Below are 23,002 nucleotides of genomic sequence, written 5' to 3'. Positions count from 1 at the left end.
TTTCACAGTACTGCTAAAGTGATAGCACGCGTCGCCACATGCTCCCAAAGCCTGCAATTTCGAAGGTGGGTGGCTAATCACGGTGACGCCAACGCTCTCAAGCGAGGGCAGCATGAACTGAATCGCGTCATCATCGAGCGCGAGGGGCAGCAGACATGAGGTCTAAATATGATATTTGAGCCCAACAGTACCCGTTCCGTTCTCCAGCGAAGAAGCAGTACCAGTATCGTTATTCAGGCTGGTCTCGATTGTGTTGCAGTGACAGGTGTTGCGTGGTTTTTGATCAATTATCATATCGGCTTCATAACGCAGTCCTATGTCATCCTGCTCCTGTTGCTACTGGGGGCGTTGGCCGTCGTGTACGACCACTATGCTATCTACCGCAGCAACGTTGGTTTTACCGTCAAAGCCTTCAAGCTTTTGAAAGCGTGGACTGCCACGTTTGGCTTTCTCGTTGCCATGGCCTTTCTTACCAAGCAAAGCGAACAGTACTCGCGTTTATTGGTCGCGCAGTTATTTGTTGGTGGATATTTTGCTCAGTTGCTTTTGCACCTCGCGACACGCGAGATGCAGAAGAAGTTTTTGGCCCACCCGACTCAATTGGAAAACTCGCTCATCATTGGCTCGGGCGAACTGGCCAACTATCTTCACAAGAAAATCAGCAATAATCCCTGGCTCGGTGAGCGCATAGTCGGCTGTGTGTTGATTGGCGCGGACGATGAGCGGGGAAAGGAAAGTCTGGAAGGCGCGCAACGTCTGTCGATACTGGGCGATATCTCCGACCTTGATGAGTTAGTTGTTAAACATGCCATTCGTACCGTCTATTTCGTGACCCCTCTGGGTGGCTCCGAGGTCATCCAGGATGTTTATTTAAGGCTGTTCGATAAACACATCTCTGTTAACTGGGTGCCTGACATTTTCTCGTTGCGCCTGATCAACCACAGTGTTCGCGAGATTGCCGGCATTCCCGTGCTGACCTTGTCTGAAACTCCGCTGATGGGCATGCGTCTGTTTCTGAAGAACCTTGAAGACAAAGTCCTGGCCTTTCTCATTTTGGTTCTTGCAGCGCCAGTCCTGGTAGCCGTCGCCATTGCCATCAAGCTCGATAGCCCTGGCCCCATATTCTTTCGTCAGCAACGCATGGGGTGGAGTGGAGAAGCTTTCCGGATCTGGAAGTTCAGAAGCATGGTCGTCCACCAGCCGGAAGACGGCGTCGTCAAGCAGGCGCAAAAGAATGACCCACGCATGACCAGGGTTGGCGCCTTTATTCGGCGGACCAGCCTCGATGAACTACCGCAGTTGTTCAACGTTTTGATGGGGGAAATGTCTCTGGTGGGGCCTCGTCCGCACGCTATTCAACACGATGTGCAGTACTCGCCCGATGTCTCGGGCTACTTTGCGCGTCACAACATTAAGCCGGGCATCACAGGCCTGGCTCAGGTACGTGGCTATCGTGGTGAAACGAGGGATATAGAGCAGATGATCCGGCGCGTTGACTCGGACATCGAGTACATCAACAACTGGTCGCTTTGGCTCGATTTCGTCATCCTTGTACGAACGGTGTTTGCCTTCTCCGGCAAGCATGCCTACTAGCCATTCCTAAAATCAGAAACCCGTTCAGATGGATACGATACTTTCCAGGACCGGCGGTGACTTCAGATGAGCGTAGCGACTACGCAAGGTGTCGAGAAGCGCTTCTCCCGGCTCCCTGGAACAATGGAGGTATATTTTGAAAAGGCCGCCAAAACCCATTTCGCGATATCGATTAGCGACTTCATCGTCACTCGGACCGTCCGGCAACCCAAGATGAAGTGTCAACTTCTTGCCTTCGACAGCAAATAGAGGCGTCTCCCAAAGAAATTGCGCTGCGCCCACCTTGGGCAGTCGAACAAACAAATAGCCGTGATTGCCCAGCGTATCAACATCACCGCCACGCCTTCTCTTCCACTCAAGAAGTCCATCGTCCGGGCGTGCCAGGCAAGTGCCGATATCGTAATAGTCGAAACCATTTTCTATCGCCCATTCAAGCGCCATGAACGTGGTAATCGAGTTGATTTCACGTAACTTCTTGGCATCTGAAAATACAACGTCGGGATAGCCGAAACGGATCGTGCTCCAGTAGCGTTTTCCTGCCCGGGTAATGATGCACCCAAGATGGCATGCAACAATTTCATCCTCCAGCAGTACCAGATCGAGCCGCCCGGCATTTTTTGCCACCCTTTGAACCTCATGCGATTCAATTTGAGAGGCGGATGCGCCATGCCTTGCTCTGGCATAGGGCTTAAGCATTTCCCGATCTGCGATTTCAATTTCGTCATCGTTCAAGGCTTGTTTCATACGGTAGCGCAGCCGGTTTTTGCGTAGATTTCGACGTAACTCGGTGTTGTATCTGGCCGTAATATCCTCAATTGACCTGCTCAGCGGAACGACAGCACTCAAATATTGAGGCACATACAATGCCCCCAAGGTCGGCATTTCACTGACCCACACCGTCCGGTCTGACGTGTCCAACTTCAACTGACTATCAATCGCTTGAGATTCAGCGCCCAGTAGAACCTTCACAAACTCCCGCTGTGTTTTCCTGCCTACATAGAGAATGTCGTGAAGGCTGTCTTCCCGCAGTCTGAACCTGATAATTTCCCAGCGCCAAAAACAGGCTCGCCCAAGTATATCCCGCAGCCAGGCAGCCGCTTTCCTTAGCTCAAATCGCATCGAAGGAGATATGAACTTACGCATCAACTCTGCTATGTATTTTTTCATTTGGTTATCAGCACAATTCAAGGAAGGGGCATTTGAGTTGAGTGCGGTGAACCCTGATTACGACACTGACACAATCCGCGATCTATTTTGAACACGTGACCTTTCCTTTATCCCTGTAGATCAATGTGCGCAGCAAGAACATCGGATTACCCATTACATAGCGTCTGAATAATCGCTTTGGCTCACCTAGTAGCCTGAACACCCACTCACAACCGAGACGACGCACCCATTGCGGAGCACGAGTGACCTTGCCGCCGAGAAAATCCAGAATCGCCCCTCCGCACACGACCAGACAGGGCACGCCACTGACGGCTAACCTGGCGGCAACGGCTTCTTGCTTGGGCATGCCCATACCCAGCACAACCAGTTCCGGCTGAAACTGTCGGGCAAGGTTTATGTAAGCATCCACCGGCGCGAAACCATGGTGAGCAGAGACAACATTGACCGCAAATAGCGCTTCGCTACGCTGCACCGCATTGGCTAGAAAGGGCTCTTCAGTCCCCCAGAAAGCCACGCGCCGGCCCTTGAACGCGGCCAGCAATTTGGGAATGAAATCGGTGCCATTCATATTCAGTCCCGGCTCCAGGCCGAGGCGACGAAACAGGATGGCCATGCCGGAGCCATCCCGTAATAACACGTCAGCAGCCAGCAGCGCGTTAAAGTAGTCGGTATTGGCCGCCACCAGATTCATGGCATGGGCATTCGCGAACCCGAGCACTGTCGTCACGTCAGGTGTGGATAACGCATCAATCAATACTTGCTCGTCATCAACATCGCTGACCACCCTGAGTTTCCGGGTAATCGTTTGCCAGCTGTGCTGCCAGGATAAAGCACGCATTAGCTGTCATCTCGCTTCGAACGCACCCATTCAACCTGGCGTTTAAGCAAAAATCCGAGATACAGAGGGATTTTCTTCACCGCGTAGAACGGCGCATACAACAAGGCTGAAAAAGAAATAATCCCGCGACCAAATTGGCTCCATGCCAGCAAGATAGTCACACCCAATATTGCCACCCCGGAAGAAGCGATCAATGCTGGCGCCCAAGCTCCCGACAGCATAAATACCAACCATGACAGACCAAATGCCGCCGCCAAGGCCAACGTCAACAAGGCCAACGGAGGGACCAGCAAATCCAGCGTCATCGCCAACAGACGCCAGTTACCCTGGCCAATCGACTCCACCAGTAACTTTGGCGTATCCCCAAGGATTACCCCTAGATGACCATGCTCCCAGCGCGTGCGCTGGGTAGTTAAACCTTCATCGCTGCGCGGAAAGTAACTGGTTACCAAAGCATCGGGGCAGAACACAGGCGGCTTGCCGCTTCGGCATAAATCCAGGCCCATCTTCAAATCTTCAACGATGTGGCCACTGGCCAAATTGATCAACGACATATCCCGCCAGACGAAAGCCATTCCCGTGCCCATTAGCTGACAGGGCAAACCAAGTCGGGTCCAACCCTGCGGCCGTACCCGATTTTTCACACACCAGGCAAACTCGGCAAGCCGCACTTTTAGCCCGGAACCTGCTGGAGCACGCATTAAATTAAGTGCTTGCGCTGGCCGCCCTGAGTCGATGCAACAGATTGCCAAACGCTCAATAGAACCCGCGGCCACCTGGCAATCCGCATCGATAACAATCATGACGTCCGGCGCATCGCTCGCCAAATGACGCACCCCGCAGTCCAGCGCAAAACCCTTGCCACGCTGCTGATCATTGCTGCGTTCCACCACCTCGGCACCCGCCGTGCGGGCCAGCGCCGCCGTGTCGTCAGAACAGTTATCCGCCACCACCAATAGGCGATCACCCGAAAGCAACTGCGGCTGAATGCTATTTAACGTCGCGACGATGACCGAGGATTCATTGTGTGCCGGTATCAACACCGCCACCCGCGGTCGCGATCCTTGCGTCGACGAGCGCGACCGCGCAGGCAGGCAGGCCATCAGCACCTGCACAAACAGCACCAACACCGGCAGGAGGATGAGTATCAGCAGTGAGCTGAACAGCCAACCAAGTAATGTGATCATGCTTGCGCCCTAAACAAATTAGCCAACTTGGCCGCTTCGATATCGATGTCGTGTCGCTCCAGCACTCTCTGATAAGCCGCCTCGCCCATCCGCTGCAACACATCGACAGGTTGCGCGAGGCAGTCCGCCAGTGCCGCCGCCAACTCATCCACAGCTCCAGCGGGAAACAACCAACCGTTCTCACCCTGTCGCACCAACTCGGGAATGCCCGCCACATAGCTCGTCAGCACGGGCCGGCGCAACGCCATGGCTTCCATGATGACCACCGGCAAACCCTCGGCGAAGCTCGGCAACACCAAGGCCCGCGCCGCAAGAATCTCCGCCCGCACCTGATCGCTGCTGATCCAGCCGGTAATTCGCACCCGCGCCTGCAAGCCATGCCGTGCAATCAGGGCTTCGATTTCCGCACGCATTTCTCCATCGCCGGCCAGTACTATCTCGAACTCCACACCTTGAGCCGCCAGGATGCGGGCGGCTTCAAGTAGCAAAAGCTGACCCTTCTGCTCACACAAACGACCTACGCAAACCAACCGCGGCGTGGATGGCACGGCAACGGCCGGCACATCGTGAAACGCGCGCTCCAGGCCACAATGCACCACCTTTACCCTTGGCCAGTGCGCATGAGCCACCCAGCGAAACAGCTGGCTGCGCCCATAAGAACTGATAGCAGCGACAAAGGCTGCGCGCCGAACTTTCTCGCCCAAATGAATAAACTGAGGTTTGTCGAACTCTTCCGGCCCGTGCACGGTAAAACTGTACGCCGGCCCACCGAGTACATTGGCCAGCATCACCACCTCGGTTGAGTTGGTGCCGAAATGCGCATGCACATGCTCGGCACCGAACGCCTGCAACCAGGTCAGCACGCGACACGCCTCGAACAAATAAACCAAATGGTATGGCCAGGGGCGATCGGCACGCCGTCCCATGCGTAGCGCCAGCCACAGCGCCGAAAAAAAGCGTCGCGGCTGGGCGCGCAGTACCTGAAGCACAGGCACTAACAGCTCTTTGACTCCGCCCTGCAGCACATACTGGGTTTTATCGCGTTCGGACACGTCCTCGGCATCCACCAATTCGGCATCCCAGCCACGCAGAGCAATGCGCTGCACCACAAACCCCTGACGTTCCAACGCCAAAATCTCGCGACGAATGAAGCTATGGCTGACTTTGGGGTATTGATTGATGAAATAAGCGATACGCATAGGAACCAGACTTAGTTGTCGTTGCGGTGGATTATTACTGCAAGTAATCCCACAGTAGTACAGGTATCAGGAACGTCAACTAGCCACACGGCTGCTGCTATAACTAGCTATCAACACGCCATCTATCTTTTTAAAGGTGTCGTCCAGCAGCTCATAGCGCCTGCGATACATGGCACGTTTTTTTGAAGCAATACTGTCGAGCGGTTTCCTGGACAGAATCATGGGAATCTCAAAAAAATCTTCGCGCTCTGATGGAGTCGCTCCATGCTCTAACCAGATCACATCATAGTTTGCCGCCAGCTCTAGAGCTTTGTGAGCGCCAAAATACGGATGACGATGGTGGCGATACCCATCCCCTACCGCATAAATTTTTTCAACACCGATATTGATGGCAATGTATTTAATGACTTCGATCAGAAAGCTTCTTGGCCGAAGGCCTTCAAAGTCCTTTGTCAGGTCCCTGTAGATATTCAACGACAGTTCGCTCTCGACGCCTTTATGTATCCCTTGAACGGCGCCGATAAAAATACATAACTCAGTGTCCGTGCGACACAAGGTGAAGGCTATTGAAGCAACGCGCAGATCCCCCTGAAACAAGTTCAGCACCAACTCCCCTTCACGCATAAACCAGAAGGGACGATCCAGCACCAGGGAACAGCCAGCAGCAAACTCTGACAAATCACTCAGCAGCAAACTGTCACTTCGCCCCAACAGCAATAGCTGCGGACAGCTTTTGGTCACCACTTCGTAATGCGAGGCTAAAACACTAAGTTTATTCTTGGGGCTCCAGCTTTTACTGATGTATGGCCAATGAACAACGCCCACACAATCCCCGCCTAATTTCTCAACACCGGACTTACCCAGGGCGTTCGACATACGCCCGCAAAACAACTTTAGCTCGGACCAGTTTTTTGCAACCAGAACCAGCATTTTAAATTTATTATTCAATGCCCTTAAAGAATACCCGGCATGTAAAAAAAACACGCTTTTCAATATCACCCAATTATTCATATAAGTCTCACTTGTATTCGATCAACGTCGTCTTGCCGGCGCCGAATCTGTTCAGTAGAAACTTGACTTGCCCGAGCATCTCGGGAAATTTCCCCAGCACGAGAAAGAAAGCCCGCAGCCAGTTTTCGCGCGTGGATCTATCGCCCCCGCGAGCGAGGCGCACGACCTGCAATGGATAGACCAGCAGCACAAGCAGCCCAAACCATCCCAGCACCAAACTCGCGATAACAGTCGCCAGCGGGACGCCCAATCCCCAGAACCAGGCACGGCGCGACTCACGCAACCAATGTTGCTCCGGTGCGGCCCCATGCAAAAATGCACCCTCGGCAAAGGCATAACCACCGCGCAGGGTACGCTGCCACCATTGGCCGAACCGGGTCATGGTTGCATCGTGCAAGGTCATTTCCTCACCCAGACGCCAGACCTTCCAACCATTCCCACGCAGACGCACGCACAATTCAGGCTCTTCCCCGGCAATAAGGCCCGGTCGAAACCCGGACGCTTCGGCAAAGGCGTCAGCCCGCATCAGCGCATCGCCCCCACATGCCTTGGCCTCACCTACCGGCGTATCCCATTCGTAATCACACAGTAAGTTGTAAACAGAGTGCTGCGGAAAACGTTCACGGCGCCGTCCACAGACCACCGCGACGTCAGGATGCGTATCAAGAAAGACCTGCGCCCGGGGCAACCAACCGCCGACAACCTCACAATCACCGTCGACGAACTGAACATAACGCATCGCCGGCAATAAGCGTTGCATGCAGGCAAATCCTTCATTGCGCGCGCGCGCTGCAGTGAAGGGAATAGTCATGTCCAACTCGACCACCTCGACCCCAAGCCTCAGTGCCATCTGCACTGAACCGTCGGTTGATCCAGAGTCGACATAAACGACCTTCTCCGCCGAACCGACGAGGGAAGTCAGACAACGTTCAAGCCGTAGGCCTTCGTTGCGACCGATAACAACGACACCAATCCCCATAGCCATGGCGTTCACTCAGCGACGCAATTGAAGTAATCCATCGGGTGGTTCATGAGAATTCCCTCGATTCTGCGTACTTCCTTTTCTTGATAGTCGCAGGCACGCCCACGGCCACCGAGTCGTCCGGTACATCGGTCAGCACCACCGCATTGGCACCAATCACGACATTGTTACCAATGCGGATATTGCCCAGCACCTTGGCCCCTGCACCGATATCAACATTGTTACCCATCACCGGAGCAATCGGCTCACTCACATTCTTGAGGCCCACGACGACGCCATTGCGGATACGGCAATCATCGCCGAACTGCGCATAGCCACTGATCACGATTCCGCCGAAATGATCGATGACGAAGTTGCGCCCGACCACCACCTCACACGGCAACTCGATACCCGTGACGATCTGCACCAGTTTGAAGAGCACTTTGTATATAAAGGAAAACAACTTGCGTAACAGTGCCGGTCGCACACCGTAACGCCAGCGCCCAAAGCGATAAACCACCATCACCCAAAACCCCTGAGCCCCCCAATCTCCGGCGTATGCACGCAAGTCCGCACGTATGTTTTCGAACATAACTGGCTCTACCGTGTTGGTTGGCTAGCGAATTTGGTATCACGCAGCAACGCCCAGGTCACACGAGTATGCTGCCAACACGCCCCTAAAGCGGCCCAGCCGCGGCCTTTCAATATCGCCTTGAGCGCCAAAATCAGATCACCCAGACTCACCAGTAGCATATGTGAGGCCAAACCAGGCAGACCGTGGTGCTTGCGGAAGTACAGAAGCTCACTTTCGATTTGTAACGTGGGTAGCTGACGACTAACCGCATTGAGTTTGTCGACAGACTTGGCACTTTCACCGCCGATATGCACCACTGTGGTATGCGGGTAGTAAACCACCTTCCAACCCGCCTGTTTAACGCGTTTGCAGTGATCTACCTCCTCGAAGTAAAGGAAGTAGCGCGGATCGAACAAGCCAACCTGGTCGATGACTTCACGGCGGATCAGGTAATAGCACCCGGGCACCCAGTCGCACTCACGCACCGAAGCATGATCCCAGGCCATGTCGTCGACTCTCTTCACCGCAGGGAAAAAACGTTCAAGCCCTGTACGCCCGAGGAAGACATTCAACGGCGTCGGAAAATAGCGACAAGAGGGCTGTAAATCTCCCTCTCGTCCAACCAACCGAACGCCGAGGACACCGCAATCAGGATGACTCTCCATGTACTCGAGGGTCTTGCTCAGGGTATCCGCAGCAACAAAGGCATCGGTATTGAGCAGCAACGCATACTTGCCCTGCAGGTGTTCAACCAATTGATTATTGGCACGCCCAAAGCCAACATTATTTTCATTGGCCAGTTGTAATGCCTCTGGACAAATAGTTGCCAGACACTCCAGCGAATTATCGGCAGAGGCATTATCCACCACTAAATAGCGCGTGCGATTCACGCTATTTGACTGGCGTAACGCATTAAACATCGGTTGCAACAACTCCGCTGTATTGTAATTAACCACCAACACATCAAGGGGAGCACTAACCATTGGGTTGCACGCCAAAAAAGTATTCCGCTCTCATTTTTATAAGCATCGGCTCAAATGCCGGGTCGTATACACCATTGCGCTGCCTGATAAGGTCAATCCACGGATAAGTGGCACTACGCTCTTCGACTTTCGCCAACACCTCTTCCAGCGTACAAATAACCTTGGCTGGATTACCCGCAACCACCACCCCAGGCGGAACATCTTTTACGACTACAGCACCGGCTGCGACAATCGAATTAGGGCCAACAGTCACACGCGGCAAGATCATAGCGCCATAGCCGATAAAACAATTATCAAGAATGTCGACAGGACCGACAGAATCAAGTTTTCTATCAAAGACCACCTCGAGCATGCCGACTACTCCATCGTGGCCGAACAGCGTGCAACAAGATAAACCTACATTATTTCCGAGTCGTACTAGTGAAGGGTCAGGTATGTTGGCAGCAGGATTGATCCATACGCCTTTACCGATGGAGTGCAGCCCTCCCCACCGAACCATATGTTTAGCCCATTCATACCCGTCCGGTTTACAGAATTTTTTATAGAGCGGAGTCCCATACCCCGTTGTTTTTGCAATATAAGCAATCGTACGTTTCAGTAGACCAATCATCCTGTCAGCCTCAATTATTTCAGCGATAGACACCTGTGCCAGAGTTAGATACACCCTGATTCTTCATTACCACTACCCTAAGCGTAGACGCTTCCCTAAAATCCAACACTCAAATAATCCACACATGCTCCCCCCTTCATGAATATCTGCCCACCCCGGGCCCCATCTGATGGTTGAGATAATCTGCCAGCCTTAGAGCAAGTTGCAAAAGAGGCATCGTGGGGTTACAGGCACCGCCTGTAGCGAAAACACTGCTGCCCGCAACGTACAGATTCTCGACACCAAACACTTTGCAGTTCTCGTCGACCACACCAAACTCAGGCGAAGTCGCCATCCGCGTGGTCCCCATATGATGAGCATGGGGATTGAGCTTCAGTGGCAAATCGACGTCATACACACACTCTTCCAACTTGACGAAGCCCAGCCCTGTGTCGGCAAAACACTTTGCCACTTCGAGCCCTATGGACTTGACGGTTTCCCTGTCTGCAGGAGTTAGCTCCCAATGAATCTTTGCCTTCCTCATCCCTAACGCATCTCGCTCGTCGAGCAATGAGATGCGGCTATCAGGGTTGGGAAACTGCTCGATCAGCGTGCCGAGCACCCCATCTCCAGGGCAATCGAACTTGGCAATAAATTCAACCTTGCGCTCCGCACCCACATCGCAAACCAGGTTCTCGAAAAAGCTCTTGATGGAAGCCATTCGCCCATAGGATTTCACTTCAGCTACAAGCGTGGCCGTCACATTCCCTTTACCTGACTTGTGCTCCATCACGAATGCATCGGTCGTGAAGTACTCCTTCCGAGCATCTGTACCCTGCCCGTCTTTCAGGATGAAGTTTCCCATTTCGACGTTCAGGTGCTCCATGAAGCATCTACCGACGAAACCATCCTTGCTTACGATACCGCCAGCTGCCAGGGATTCGCTGTTGAGCAGGTGCCTGGCATTCTCGATCGCGCCTGTCGCCAGAATGAATTGTTTTGCCGTGACTCGCTCTCGATGCAACTCGTAGTCCGAGACGACTATCGTTGCTATGCGGCCGGTCTTGCTGTCGAACTCAAGATCGACGCAATTGCAATGGATGAAGACATCCAGCCCCTCGGTCTCATTCAGTTCCCTGGCATATTTTTGTGCAAATCGCGTCGGCGGGCTTAGCAGGAAACGATCAGCGTCAAAGTCGGTGCCGTCCAAAGTCGCATTGATAGCCTTGAATCCGGAGTGCGGCGGAAGATCAACAATATCCATGGCCGCCGACAGATTGCGCTCGATCTCGGAAAACGCGATGGGCCAACCGGGCACGGGCACCGGAGGGCCTACGGTAAAGTCCGACTTTTCGAATGGACGGCATCGCCCGGCCCAGTGATTGGAGGTCCCGCCAAGAAAGCGCAGGCGTGTTTCATGAGCGTAGACCTCGAGGCCCGACGATGAGACGTTGTAGAGATTCTGCGAGGCCGGCGAATACTCGTGCCCGCCGCCCTCGACAAGCACCACACGCCGACCATTACCGGCTAAACGCAAAGCCAGCGTTATGCCGGCTGGCCCACCGCCTATGATGCAGACGTCATAGTGGTCGCGGAGTTCTTTCTGCGATTGGTAGTCTTTGATCATGCTTGTGTTTGCCGAAAATGCCGGGCAGGCAGCACCCATCCGTTGATGACAACAAACTCGGATTTAGCAGCAGATGGTCGGGCAACGGCTTTGGAAAATCCGAACATTAGCCCCCCAAGACTCAACAGAGCAGAAGCCTGGAGGAAGCCTCTGCGCCCCATCACAGAGGTATTCAAATCAGTTTTTCTCATGATTCAAAGCTCCACGACACCGAGATTACGTTGGAATTTTCAACTACATATCAAGGCCACATTTTGGCGACCGCCATCAATACCTCAATGGCGACGCTGTGCCACAGCTTTGGAAACATCAAGAGAAATAGATCAGATCAAAGCCATTTAAAAAGATCCGTCAATAACTCCCCACACAAAGCCCCCACCGCCAGCATTGGCAGCACTACCAGCTCACGCTTGAGACTGAACAGCCCCAGACGACAATTGACATAAAAAACCAGGATAAGCGTTGGAAACGTGTACAGGGCAGCGCCCCAAATCGCATATTTAACCCCGCCAATCGCCAGCAGCAGAGGCAGCAGCACCCACAACGAGACCACGCGAATAATGTTATCGATGGCCTGGTACTTGGTGAGTCCCAAGGCAATCCAGACCTGATTCGCCAGCAGGTAGCGCATGGTGAAAAAAGAGAGTGAAAGAATGGCCATCATGTTGCCGGCCTCAGCGTAACGCTCATCGTACAAGATGCTGATGAGCAGAGGACTGCCGGTCAGGAACAGTCCACAGAGGAACAGGCAGGCAAGATCGAGCATCAATTTCAAGCGGTAGTACAAAGCGTGGAGCCGTACGGTGTCATTAGTTCTAGTGGCCTCACTGAAAGCCGGCAAGGCCACGGCCCCGACTATCTTTTGCAACGCAAGCTGAACAGCTCCCAGAATCAGCACGGCAATGGAGTAAACGCCCAGTTCAGCGGGCGTCATGCTGCCGCCGAACCAGACACGATCACCGTACAGGGCCAATACGCCCACTGCCGACGACAACAGTATCCAACGGCCGAAGCCGACTAATTCATCGAGCGCAGAACGCTCCCACTGCAGACGGTTAGACGGGCCCTCAAACCAGAAATGCCCCAGCAGCGTGTTGACCATCGATTGGACCAGACCTGCAATCACCAGCGACCAGATGGACCGGGTGAAGTAACCGATGGCCAGCATGACCACCAGCCCGACGAGCTGAGACCCAAACTCGGTGAGCACCACTTTCTTTTGCTGGAAAGCGCGCACTGCCAGGTCGATTTTGGTCGACTGAAAGCCAACGATGATTGCCGAGAAACCGGTCACGGCCAACACCAGCGGCAACTCGGGTGCGGCGTAGGTGGAATTGGGTGACCACAGATTAATGGTCTGTGCATACCAGGCGAGCGCCGCGAGGAGAAGTGTCGATGCAAAAAGGATAAAGCCGCGCACGATCTGCACGGTCCAGATGGTATTGAGAAACACCGGATCTTCGCCACGCGGGCTCTGGATGATGTTCTGGCGCAAGCCGACATCGGAAAGCATGTGCAGAACCAGAGAAACAGTGATGGCGATCATCATGATGCCGAACATCTCCGGCATCAGCAGACGGGCCATGATCAGGTTGCCGCCCAAGCGAAAGGCTTGAGACGTAACCAGCGCCCCCAGATTCCATGCCCCGGCAGAGATCGCTCGCTTACGAAGGCTAAACGTTGGCGCCAAATTAACTAACGACATAGCATCATCCCCGGACTCAATGGCTCAAAAGGAACTATAGTCGCGTTTGGCCATTCCACTAGCCGTCGCTCATCAATCAATAAGTCCAATCATCCATGCCTGAGCACTTCCGAGCGTTAATCGTCATTCTGGTCCTTGCTGGTATCGTTTTTGCCATGGCACGTCGACCAGCAGCAGACCTGATTCCCGACCGTAATTTCACTCGTCGGCGCAATCTGTGGTTCGTATTGACGCTACTTGCATTTTTTTCGCACAGTTTCTGGGTGTACGCAGGCATTGCCGCGATCGTTTTGTCCTTCGCACGAAATCGCGAACGCAATCCCGTGGCGCTATTTTTCCTTCTGGTGTTTCTCATCCCGCCGGCCACGGCGGAGATTCCGGGCTTCGGCCTGATCAACTATTTTTTTGCCCTTAACCATATTCGTCTGCTGTCACTGTGTGTGTTGCTTCCGGCTTATTTGACTCTGCGCAAGCGCGCCGACACGGTCCCTTTCGGGCGCACCTGGCCTGACAAACTGTTAGCCGCCTACCTCCTGCTGACGAGTCTGCTGTTCCTGCGCGAAACCACCGTCACCGACACCTTGCGCCAAATGCTCTACCTGTTCCTCGAAGTTTTTTTGCCTTACTACGTTGCCAGCCGGGCGCTGAAGAACCTCAGCGACTTCAAGGACGCTCTGTTCGGTTTTGTACTCGCCGCCATGGTGCTGTCGCTTATAGCTCTCTTCGAATATTCCAAGCACTGGCTGTTGTACAGCGGGGTTGTCTACGCCATGGGCATGCAATGGGATCCCGGCTACTTGAGCCGTGGTGGCTCATTACGCGCCAGCGCCACTACCGGCCAGGCTATTGCGCTGGGCTTTGTCATCAGCGTGGCCATCGGCTTTTACCTGTACTTGCAGGAGGATGTACGTAGCAAATTGCAGCGCAGCCTCGGCGCACTGTTGCTCGCCGGTGGTCTGTTCGCGCCGCTGTCGCGTGGCCCCTGGATCGGTGCAGCCGTCATCATCGTCGTGTTCATCGGCACCGGCCGTAAAGCGATCAAGCGCCTGATGCTGCTGGCCGCCGCCGGGGCGCTCGCCCTTCCCTTGCTGGCCATCGTTCCGGGCGGGCAAAAAGTGCTTGATCTGCTACCGTTTATCGGCACGGTGGAAGTGGAAAATATCACCTACCGGCAGCGCTTGATTGATAACGCCATGATCGTTATCCAGCGCAACCCTTTGCTGGGTTCTTTCAATTTCCGCAGCACACCGGAAATGCAGTCCATGATTCAGGGCCAGGGGATCATCGATATCGTGAACACCTATATCGGCATAGCGCTGTCGTTCGGTTTGATTGGCTTGACGCTTTTCGTGGTTTTTTTCGCCAGTGTTCTGCAGGGCATCCGCAAGGGGATGCGTTCGTTCCCCAACCAAGACGATGAGGCACGCCGACTCGGACGTGCACTGCTGGCGACACTGGCCGGGATCCTGATCACCATCGTTACCGTTAGCAGTATCACGGTCATCCCCGTGGTGTATTGGTCGGTGGCTGGACTGGGCGTGGCCTACGCTCAGATGGCACGCAGGCTCAAGCAGACCTCCACGGCCGTCACGGCGAGCGCCCACCTCCAACTCAGGTAGAACCCATGGTCCAGTTGTTTCGTCGCCCCCGGATACTGCTCCTGCCACTGCTGTTTTTTGCTATTTGGCCGCTTCGTACCTGGGCGTCGGACTGGGTCGTCAGTGTGGATGAGCGCAACGGCCTGCCAATGATGGAGCGTGGAGGCAGTCCGGCAATTGCTACGACATTCTCGTTCTTTGGGCGCAACTGGGACTGGACGTATTTGCAGACCGAATTCAAGGTAAATACCCCTTATCGATACTCCCTTGCAGGTAAAAACCAAGCGCTGGATTTCGACTTGACTGCGCAGATTCAGAAGCAAGACGAGCAAAAGCTGACCTGGAACTTTTCCGTGGATGCACACAGCGGGAAGTCGGGCGTTTCAGGTGGCGGCATCGTCTTCGAATTCGACCCCGCTCTTTTTGCTGGAGAAATGGGCGAGCCCACTTTGCTACCCGACAACCGCGGCTGGACCTGGGGCAATGCACAAGGGCGACGCATCGAAATGCGCTTCGAGCCCGCACTGGCGAGTGTGTACTTAGAACCGGGCAGTAAATCCGAGGTGCGTGCTTTTTTCTACAAGAACACGATCAAACCTGGCCGCCTGGATTTCACCGCCACTTTGAGCGTTTCTGGCGATGTAGCGATCGGCCCAACCACTACCGAGCGCTTCGGGCTGTCGGACCCAAAGAGCTGGCCGACTGACAAGCTCGACTGGAAAACCTCGCCGGTCGACCTGTCCTTTCTCAACGCTCAGGAAAAACCTGCAGGCAAGCGCGGCTTCATCAAAGCCTCCGGCGAGCAATTGCTATTTGCGGACAACACGGCGGCGCGTTTCTGGGGCACCAACCTTTCGGCCTACACGCTGTTCCAAACGTCAGACGATGCAATCAAGCTGCAGGCCAAACGCCTGTCGGCACTGGGCTTCAATCTTGTTCGACTGCACCACCATGACTCGCCATGGGTCTTGCCGAACATCTTTGGCGACGGCAGGGTCACGCGCAGCACCCAGCAACTGAGCCCGGAATCGCAGAAAAAAATCGACTGGTGGATCAAGTGCCTGAAAGACGAAGGCATTTATGTGTGGCTCGATCTGCACGTCCAGCGAGTCTTTACTGAAAACGACAACATTTATGGCTTCGATGAGTTGCCAAAAGAAGCGCAGAATTTTACCTATCTCAAGGGCTATTCCTATGTGAATCTCACCATTCAGAAAGCCATGAAGCGCTTTGCCGAAGCCTACCTGACCCATGTAAACAGCTACACCGGTCTCGCCTACAAAGACGACCCGGCGATCGCCGCCGTACTGATTACCAACGAAAACGACGTCACCAACCACTTTGGCAACGCCCTGTTGCCAGACAAGAATTTGCCGAAGCACAACCGCGTCTATATGGCGGAGGCCGAGGCTTTTGCCAAACAGCACAATCTGTCTGCAGACCAGACCTGGCGCTCCTGGGAGCCAGGCCCCTCCAAGATGTTCCTCAACGATCTGGAGCGACGTTTCAACGTCGACATGATTCAACACCTGCGTGGAATAGGCGTGAAGGTCCCCATCGCCACGACCAGTAGCTGGGGCCGCAATGGTCTGAACTCCCTGCCGGCCCTTACTGCCGGCGACGTAATAGATGTGCATAGCTACGGTGGCTCGGGACAGATAGAGAAAAACCCGCTCTACAGCGACGGCATAGTGAATTGGATTGCCGCCGGCCAGGTCATCGGCAAACCCTTGACCGTCACCGAGTGGAACAATGAGCCCTTCCCGATACCAGACCGTCATTCGCTGCCACTCTATATCGCCGGCACCGCCCGCCACCAAGGCTGGGATGCACTGATGCAATATGCCTACAGCCAGGAGCCATTGGGGGGCCAAGGGATGAGTGCCAACAACTGGCACGCCTATAACGACCCTGCAATGCTGGCCACCCTGCCCGCCGCCGCCTTGCTTTATCGCCGTGCAGACGTACGCGAAGCAACAACGACCTACGTCTTCGCGCCGACGCCAGCCACCCTGTTCAACCAAATGATCACACCGGCCAGCTCTGCTCTCCTGCGCACAGCCATGGAGAAAGGCAAGCTGGAAATCGCGATGCCACAGACGCCGGAATTGCCTTGGTTGCAACCGAGCGTTATCCCAAGCAATGCACAGGAATTTCATGACCCTGACCAGTCGCTGCTGGACGCCAATGCCATCGAGTCCACGACAGACACGGGTGAGCTAAAGCGCAACTGGAAACAAGGCATCTACACCATCAATACACCGCGTACCCAGGCCGCTACCGGCTGGATCGGCGGTGAGTCGATCAGCCTTGGCAACATTAAGGTTCAAGTGAAGACCGCCAACGCCAGTGTGGTGGTGCAAAGCCTGGACGACTCGCCTTTGGGCCGATCACAGGATTTACTGATTTCGTTAGGCACCCGTGCCATCCCCCAGGACGGCGACAAAATACCTTTTTACGTTGAGCCCCTCGAGGGCACGCTAACCATCCAGGCGCCGCAAGGCTTGACACTGTTCACCCACGGCATTCTGCAGCAAATGAAGAAGCTGCCCGCGACCTACCTTGATGGCCGCTATACAATCAAGTTTGACGGCTTGCAGGCGTCGAACTGGTTGTTCTTGAGAAAAGACGTCACGCAAGCACAACCTTAAGCCATGCGCAGCCCACCCCTGCCAATACAGCATCATCACGCACGCCGGCGAGCCAATAACCAGCCCGTCTATTTTAAAATAATGGTCTGGCAGATTGCGCTGACATTGCAATCTGCGCCTACACATCGATAGCTCCCAGGAGCGTTGGATGATGTTGCCACAGGCTGTGTCGTGAGAGGACTTTGAAGCCTTACTGCCGTGGAACTGCACGCCAGAGATGCCACGATAAATAAAACCCTGCTGCACTTTATGGCGCGGTTACAAACATATCGGCGGCCTGGGGCAACCTGAACTTGCGGGTGCACCTTCGCTACCTCGTAGAAACGTAAGCGGATGGCGCTCTCACATCGATCCGCTTTCCCCTGCTATATAACTCTCAGTCTCGCTAAGAGTTGTGAGTAGGTTGTGGAAGCGATGCGATCATTTGATCAAAGGCCGCTACCGCATATCTTCCATCAAGGCTTTTCAAGGTCGGCATTTCTGAAGGAAAACTGAATCGCACTCGGCCGGGAAGTACCTTTTCGATGGCTGAGTACCAGTTCAAAAGAGCGGTTTGGAGGCGCACGTGTAGCTCGAATCTACCTCGTCGGCGGTTCGTGTCTGCTTGAGCATGCTGTCGCGCGAGCTGCGGATCGATGCTGCCAACAATGTAATAGTCAGCGAAGCCAATCCGCCTTTCGGCTATCGTTTCTCGTGTAGCCGCCAACTCCAATCGCCAGTCGTGTTCGCTTGCCTCGCCGATCTGCCAGAGGCTCCAAATGTAGTGGAGCTTGAGCGGGTCGCTGTCGCACAAAGCCCATGAAGACATTTCTTCCATGGCGAGTGCTGCCTGCCATCGATCTACGTTTCGCTCTGCCCAGAAAGTTGCCGCTCCGACTGGGTCTTGTAGTCGATCCGGCTCGTCCTTGAAACGTCCATTTTCGGGAATGACATGTTGCCCTCCATGCTTTGCGCACCAGGTGGTTTTCCCGCTAGCGCTGATACCGTCGACAACTAAAATCATCGTTCTGACTACTCTGCAAAATTCATTACGCTCTTGTAAGCTTACAGGCGTCCGTGTGACTTATGCAGACATCCACTGATGAGGCAGTAGCTGGTCGATCTTGCTGGCCCGCTGCGCCGGCAGCCGCGCCAGCACATCTTTGAGATAGGCATACGGATCGTGCCCATTCGTGCGTGCCGATTGGATCAAGTTGATAATCGCCGCCGCACGTTTTCCGCTGCGTAGCGACCCGGCAAACAACCAGTTTGAGCACCTAAGTGCCCACGGCCGGATTGGGTTCTCGACTTGTCGATGGGCACTGCCCCATCCTTCAGGAAGCGTGTCAGCGCTATCCAGCATTTAAGGCCGTTGCTGATCCGTTGGGCACAAGTTCACTCTGGGCCAGCATCCAGTCATGCAGCGTTTCGATTATCGGTGCTGCCTTTACCTGCTGTATTCACCAGCGATCCTCATCTCTCATGCCCCGGGCTGGGCGCACTCTTGGATAACTTGGGCTTTGAAGGGCTGGGTAGATGACTTGACCGGACGGGTACGGAGAAACTTCCAAGAAATCAAATGTCCAGAATTCATTGCCATTCCAAATTCAGCAACCTGAAATCAGGAAGTCAACCTGATGGAACAACGCCTTGCGGCGTTGTTCCGCGAGGGCTATTTAAAGGGCGTCAAAATCAAACGATGGAACATAGCCTGCGCCGAGCAGATGTGGACATTTCGACGATACAAAATCATCACTTAATAAATCATCCGAGCTTTTATACTTGCTCGTTAAAACCCCTGTGATACTTAAAAGAGTATGGGGCAAGGAGGATACGCTGACTTTCTGACTTTCTCTCTCCTTCAACTTTAAAAGCTTGAGCGATTGCTGGCTTGAAACATTATCGGATGCCCAGATAAATGCCGAGACCGGGAGGTCATATTTATTGCCAATTCCATGACCCAGGAGCCCTCGACTGTCATCCATCATGTTTTCACCATGATCCGATGAATAAAACAAGACAGATGGTTTTTTGCTTGACTTCAATTGATCAATAATTGCGCTCAATAGCCAGTCCGTATATAAAATACTATTATCATATTCTGCGGTAATTTTGTCTTTGAAGCTGCCTGTTGAAGGCTTGAATTTATCGAAATTTTCCGGGTACCGACGTGAATACTCGAAATGACTACCCTTGACATGAATGAATATGGCTTTCTTTTGTGTATCGCTTTTATTTAGTATTTTTTCATATTCTGAAATCAATGCGCCATCATAACTTCTCTCAAAATATTGACGGTATTGTGCCTCTGCAGCTATTTGTGGAATTATTCCGCCAAAACTATCAACCTCCTGTACAGACAGCCAATAGGTCATGTACCCGGCTGCGCGATATATACCCACCAATGATTTGGTTGACGCAATGGCGTCCCAATCCGATATAGGCTCAAGGCTCAGCATTGAAGGAACCGCAAACGAGGTATAGGGGGCTGTCGTGCAGATCTGATTAAACTTGAAAAGCCCCGCCTGCTTGCCGAGATTTGGGGTTGTTTCCTTGTTATAACCGTAGAGGGACCAGTTTTGCGGCCGTGATGACTCACCGATTACAAAAACAACGGTTTCTATATTTGACTGATCCGACAGGCTGGTTATTTTTACATCAGATTCCCGACGGCGCTTGATCAGCTCCTCCGTCCCAAAATACAAGTTTGCAGTAAGGGCAACTTGCGACAAATAACCTGCTGGAGTACTTTGATCCTTTGCAAGCAGATCCATGACTGCAGATTTCCCGAAAGAATTAAGTTTGACGGTTTTATAAAAATACGCCCCATACCCCACTAGCAAGGCGCTGACAACCAAAACAAAAATACCTTTGTTTTTATATAATTCGCGCTTATGCAGGCCAATTAATCCAACCCCGTAGCAAAATATGAAAATCACCAAAACTATACTGATGGGCTGCCAATAGGTCGGTAGAAATTCGCTTGCCTCCTGATGATTTGTCAAGCCAATAAATATATAGGCAGCTGTTAATCTCGAGTTGAAATTCAAAACCAAAAAGAGATCAATAGCTGCTATCAAATAGAATGGCAGTAGAATGAGGTGAACCTTGAATTGATTGGATGAAATAAATCTAATTGCCAAAAGCCACAACACCGACATGCCAAGGGTGTAAACGACCAGTAAATCAATTTTAGAGTATTGATAGTTTGTTAGCGTCCTAACAATCAACGGCGATAACAGATATGACCACAACACTAAATTTGGCCATTCTGCTTTAAATATTTTTAATGAGTAATCGATAACTTTGGCAGAGTTTTTCATTTGATAATTATTCTCGCGGGTTACCCATATGCCTCCTCAGAGGGTAGCTCCAATTGGCGCGCTCGCTGTATCTTGTTCGAAATATTCTCTCCTTTGGCGTTCCAAACGTAGTGAGTCTCGGCTATTAATGGTCAGACGGATCGCACTCACGTTGCAATCTGCGCTTGCACAGCAATAGCGCCCAGGAAATCGGAGATCAGGATGAAATTTTTGGTGGTGGGTGGAGCGGGTTATATCGGCTCGCACATGGTGAAGCAGCTACTGAGTGCAGGTCACGAACTTGTGGTGGCAGACAATTTCTCAACGGGTTATCGCAGCGCGTTGAGGGGCGGGACATTGGTCGAACTGGACATAGCCGACGAACAGGCGCTGGACGTCCTGTTTGCGGACCACCACTTCGATGCCGTGTTCCACTTCGCCTCCTTTATACAGGTGGGCGAATCCGTCGCTGAACCTGCCAAGTACTATCAAAACAACTTCGCCGCCACCCTGACGCTGCTCCAGGCGATGGTTCGCGCCGGGGTTAAAAACTTCATTTTCTCCTCGACCGCAGCCGTCTACGGCGACCCGGTGTATGTACCCATCGACGAGGAGCATCCCAAGGCCGCGATCAACCCTTATGGACGCAGCAAGTGGATGGTGGAGCAGATGCTTGAAGATTTCGACCGCGCCTACGGGCTGAAATCGGTCTGCCTGCGCTACTTCAACGCCGCCGGAGCAGACCCTGAAGGACAGTTAGGTGAACGCCATGAACCGGAAACCCACCTGCTGCCCCTGATCCTGCAAGCCGCCTCCGGACGGCGCGCAACCATCACCGTCTATGGCCGTGATTACGACACGCCTGACGGCACTTGCATTCGCGACTACGTCCACGTTGTCGACCTCGTTGCCGCTCACGCGCTTGCCGTGGATTATTTGCTGGCAGGGGGTGCAAGCACGGCGTTCAACCTCGGTAACGGTCAAGGTTTCTCAGTACAGCAAGTGATAGATACCGCGCGCCACGTGACCGGCCAGGATATCTCTGTCAGCGAAGCGCCACGTCGCGCGGGCGATCCACCACGCCTTGTGGCCGATCCCCGCAGGGCCAACACATTACTTGGCTGGCAACCGCAATTTGGCTCACTTGAACAGATAGTGGCGCACGCCTGGAGCTGGGAGCAGAAGTACCCTTGGCACTGACCGTCGGCGCTAGCCAATAGCGCCGATCTCCTGCGGGTGATGCTCTAGTAGTAAGAGCGGTTTTCGGGCTCGGCTTTGTTCAACACCGTGCCAATCAGATTGGCGGTCCCAAGATGATGCAGGCTTTCCTCGATCTCTTTCTTGCTGTTCAATCCATTAGCGACAACAAGCAGGACGCAGTCGAACCTGGGCAGGACGTTAATCACATCATCCGAACTCAACAACGGCGGCAAGTCGAAAATCACGATGCGTGAGTTGTAGCGCTCGCGCAGATCAGCAATCAAATGGCTCACCGCAGGCGATGACAACACCTCGGTGGAAAGAGGAATCGGCTCACGCGTTGGCAGGACCACAAATCGCGGCAAGGTCGGATTGACCAGTACTTCTTGCAGTTCAGCTTCATCTGCCAACAATTCATTAAGCGATTTATCCATCGGCAGACCCAGATACTCACCCACCTTCGGACGACGCAAGTCGAAGTCCACCAGTAATGCCGTCTTGGTCGTGTGATGCGCGATACTCATTGCCAGGTTTATAGCCAACACCGTCTTGCCTGCCTCTGGAGTCGGCGAGGTGATGGCGAGCGTGCGCCAGCCATTTTCTTCCATGATTTTTAGCACTTGTGTACGCAGTAGATCGAATGCCCCGCCCACATTCGAATTTTTGTTGTAAGCCACAATGCGGTTGCGCTCAAGGTGATCTGGTCGCAAAGGTACAACCTTGGTTTGCACATAACTGAGTGCATTCAGACCTGTGGACTGCGCGGTCGGTGTCATGGCTTTTGACGAGGTCTGTTGCTCGGTTTTTTCGGTATCGGGATTGAACATTTCCATGGCTA

19 protein-coding genes and 1 pseudogene are annotated in these 23,002 nt (G+C 53.4%); 4 read left to right on the top strand and 16 right to left on the bottom strand.

The genetic code is table 11. The annotated features are described in order from the left end of the window. Positions 1-168 precede the first annotated feature (168 nt). Positions 169-1,593: an undecaprenyl-phosphate glucose phosphotransferase gene (locus ACA079_RS12300; RefSeq protein ID WP_497703693.1), complete on the top strand. Its 1,425-nt coding sequence runs from the start codon at positions 169-171 to the stop codon at positions 1,591-1,593. A gap of 24 nt (positions 1,594-1,617) precedes the next feature. On the opposite strand, the gene ACA079_RS12295 is transcribed toward ACA079_RS12300, so the two are convergent. The 12 genes from ACA079_RS12295 to ACA079_RS12240 all read right to left on the bottom strand — a co-directional run bounded on the left by ACA079_RS12295 (position 1,618) and on the right by ACA079_RS12240 (position 13,434). Further along, positions 1,618-2,760: a hypothetical protein gene (locus ACA079_RS12295; protein WP_497703692.1), complete on the bottom strand. Its 1,143-nt coding sequence runs from the start codon at positions 2,758-2,760 to the stop codon at positions 1,618-1,620. A gap of 82 nt (positions 2,761-2,842) precedes the next feature. Further along, a complete protein-coding gene (locus tag ACA079_RS12290; RefSeq protein ID WP_497703691.1) occupies positions 2,843-3,598 on the bottom strand; it encodes a WecB/TagA/CpsF family glycosyltransferase in 756 nt (251 codons plus the stop codon). Then, on the bottom strand, positions 3,598-4,785 hold the full coding sequence (locus ACA079_RS12285) for a glycosyltransferase family 2 protein (RefSeq protein ID WP_497703690.1): 1,188 nt from the start codon (positions 4,783-4,785) through the stop codon (positions 3,598-3,600). The genes ACA079_RS12290 and ACA079_RS12285 overlap by 1 nt, the downstream gene beginning before the upstream one ends. Further along, on the bottom strand, positions 4,782-5,984 hold the full coding sequence (locus ACA079_RS12280; protein ID WP_497703689.1) for a glycosyltransferase: 1,203 nt from the start codon (positions 5,982-5,984) through the stop codon (positions 4,782-4,784). The genes ACA079_RS12285 and ACA079_RS12280 overlap by 4 nt, the downstream gene beginning before the upstream one ends. 75 nt (positions 5,985-6,059) lie before the next feature. Next, a complete protein-coding gene (locus tag ACA079_RS12275; protein ID WP_497703688.1) occupies positions 6,060-6,995 on the bottom strand; it encodes a DUF535 family protein in 936 nt (311 codons plus the stop codon). 7 nt (positions 6,996-7,002) lie between these two features. Next, a complete protein-coding gene (locus tag ACA079_RS12270) occupies positions 7,003-7,980 on the bottom strand; it encodes a glycosyltransferase family 2 protein (RefSeq protein WP_497703687.1) in 978 nt (325 codons plus the stop codon). Between the two features lie 43 nt (positions 7,981-8,023). Then, positions 8,024-8,548 (bottom strand): serine O-acetyltransferase, encoded by a 525-nt coding sequence (locus ACA079_RS12265; protein WP_095132884.1) that lies wholly within the window; start codon positions 8,546-8,548, stop codon positions 8,024-8,026. Positions 8,549-8,556: 8 nt separating this feature from the next. Beyond that, a complete protein-coding gene (locus tag ACA079_RS12260; protein ID WP_497703686.1) occupies positions 8,557-9,513 on the bottom strand; it encodes a glycosyltransferase family 2 protein in 957 nt (318 codons plus the stop codon). Beyond that, complete coding sequence (locus ACA079_RS12255; RefSeq protein WP_497703685.1) at positions 9,506-10,123, bottom strand: acyltransferase; 618 nt, start codon at positions 10,121-10,123, stop codon at positions 9,506-9,508. Before ACA079_RS12255 ends, ACA079_RS12260 begins: the two co-directional genes overlap by 8 nt. Positions 10,124-10,259: 136 nt before the next feature. Continuing rightward, entirely contained in the window at positions 10,260-11,729 is a 1,470-nt protein-coding gene (locus ACA079_RS12250) for an FAD-dependent oxidoreductase (protein ID WP_497703684.1), read from the bottom strand. Then, positions 11,726-11,920, bottom strand: coding sequence for a hypothetical protein (locus tag ACA079_RS12245; protein WP_415768517.1), 195 nt, complete (start codon positions 11,918-11,920; stop codon positions 11,726-11,728). The genes ACA079_RS12250 and ACA079_RS12245 overlap by 4 nt, the downstream gene beginning before the upstream one ends. Before the next feature lie 137 nt (positions 11,921-12,057). Further along, on the bottom strand, positions 12,058-13,434 hold the full coding sequence (locus ACA079_RS12240) for an oligosaccharide flippase family protein (protein WP_497703683.1): 1,377 nt from the start codon (positions 13,432-13,434) through the stop codon (positions 12,058-12,060). 95 nt (positions 13,435-13,529) lie between these two features. Between ACA079_RS12240 and ACA079_RS12235 the strand changes: the two genes are divergently transcribed. Further along, complete coding sequence (locus ACA079_RS12235; protein ID WP_497703682.1) at positions 13,530-15,053, top strand: O-antigen ligase family protein; 1,524 nt, start codon at positions 13,530-13,532, stop codon at positions 15,051-15,053. A 5-nt stretch (positions 15,054-15,058) separates the two neighbouring features. Then, positions 15,059-17,683 (top strand): glycosyl hydrolase family 5, encoded by a 2,625-nt coding sequence (locus tag ACA079_RS12230; protein ID WP_497703681.1) that lies wholly within the window; start codon positions 15,059-15,061, stop codon positions 17,681-17,683. A gap of 385 nt (positions 17,684-18,068) precedes the next feature. On the opposite strand, the gene ACA079_RS12225 is transcribed toward ACA079_RS12230, so the two are convergent. The 3 genes and pseudogenes from ACA079_RS12225 to ACA079_RS12215 form a co-directional block, all read right to left on the bottom strand. After that, positions 18,069-18,686: a hypothetical protein gene (locus ACA079_RS12225; protein ID WP_497703680.1), complete on the bottom strand. Its 618-nt coding sequence runs from the start codon at positions 18,684-18,686 to the stop codon at positions 18,069-18,071. Positions 18,687-18,746: 60 nt separating this feature from the next. After that, positions 18,747-19,164, bottom strand: a pseudogene (locus tag ACA079_RS12220) (transposase domain-containing protein); the annotation flags it as partial. 174 nt (positions 19,165-19,338) lie between these two features. Beyond that, on the bottom strand, positions 19,339-20,985 hold the full coding sequence (locus ACA079_RS12215) for a phosphoethanolamine transferase (protein WP_497703679.1): 1,647 nt from the start codon (positions 20,983-20,985) through the stop codon (positions 19,339-19,341). A gap of 201 nt (positions 20,986-21,186) precedes the next feature. Between ACA079_RS12215 and galE the strand changes: the two genes are divergently transcribed. Then, positions 21,187-22,164 (top strand): UDP-glucose 4-epimerase GalE, encoded by a 978-nt coding sequence (galE, locus tag ACA079_RS12210; protein ID WP_497703678.1) that lies wholly within the window; start codon positions 21,187-21,189, stop codon positions 22,162-22,164. A 44-nt stretch (positions 22,165-22,208) separates the two neighbouring features. Here galE and ACA079_RS12205 read toward each other — a convergent pair whose 3' ends face one another. Then, positions 22,209-22,940, bottom strand: coding sequence for a CpsD/CapB family tyrosine-protein kinase (locus ACA079_RS12205; protein ID WP_497704314.1), 732 nt, complete (start codon positions 22,938-22,940; stop codon positions 22,209-22,211). Between the last annotated feature and the right edge of the window lie 62 nt (positions 22,941-23,002).

Source organism: Pseudomonas sp. LBUM1645 (genome assembly GCF_059716185.1).
This window is presented reverse-complemented; position numbering and strand designations above follow the sequence as displayed.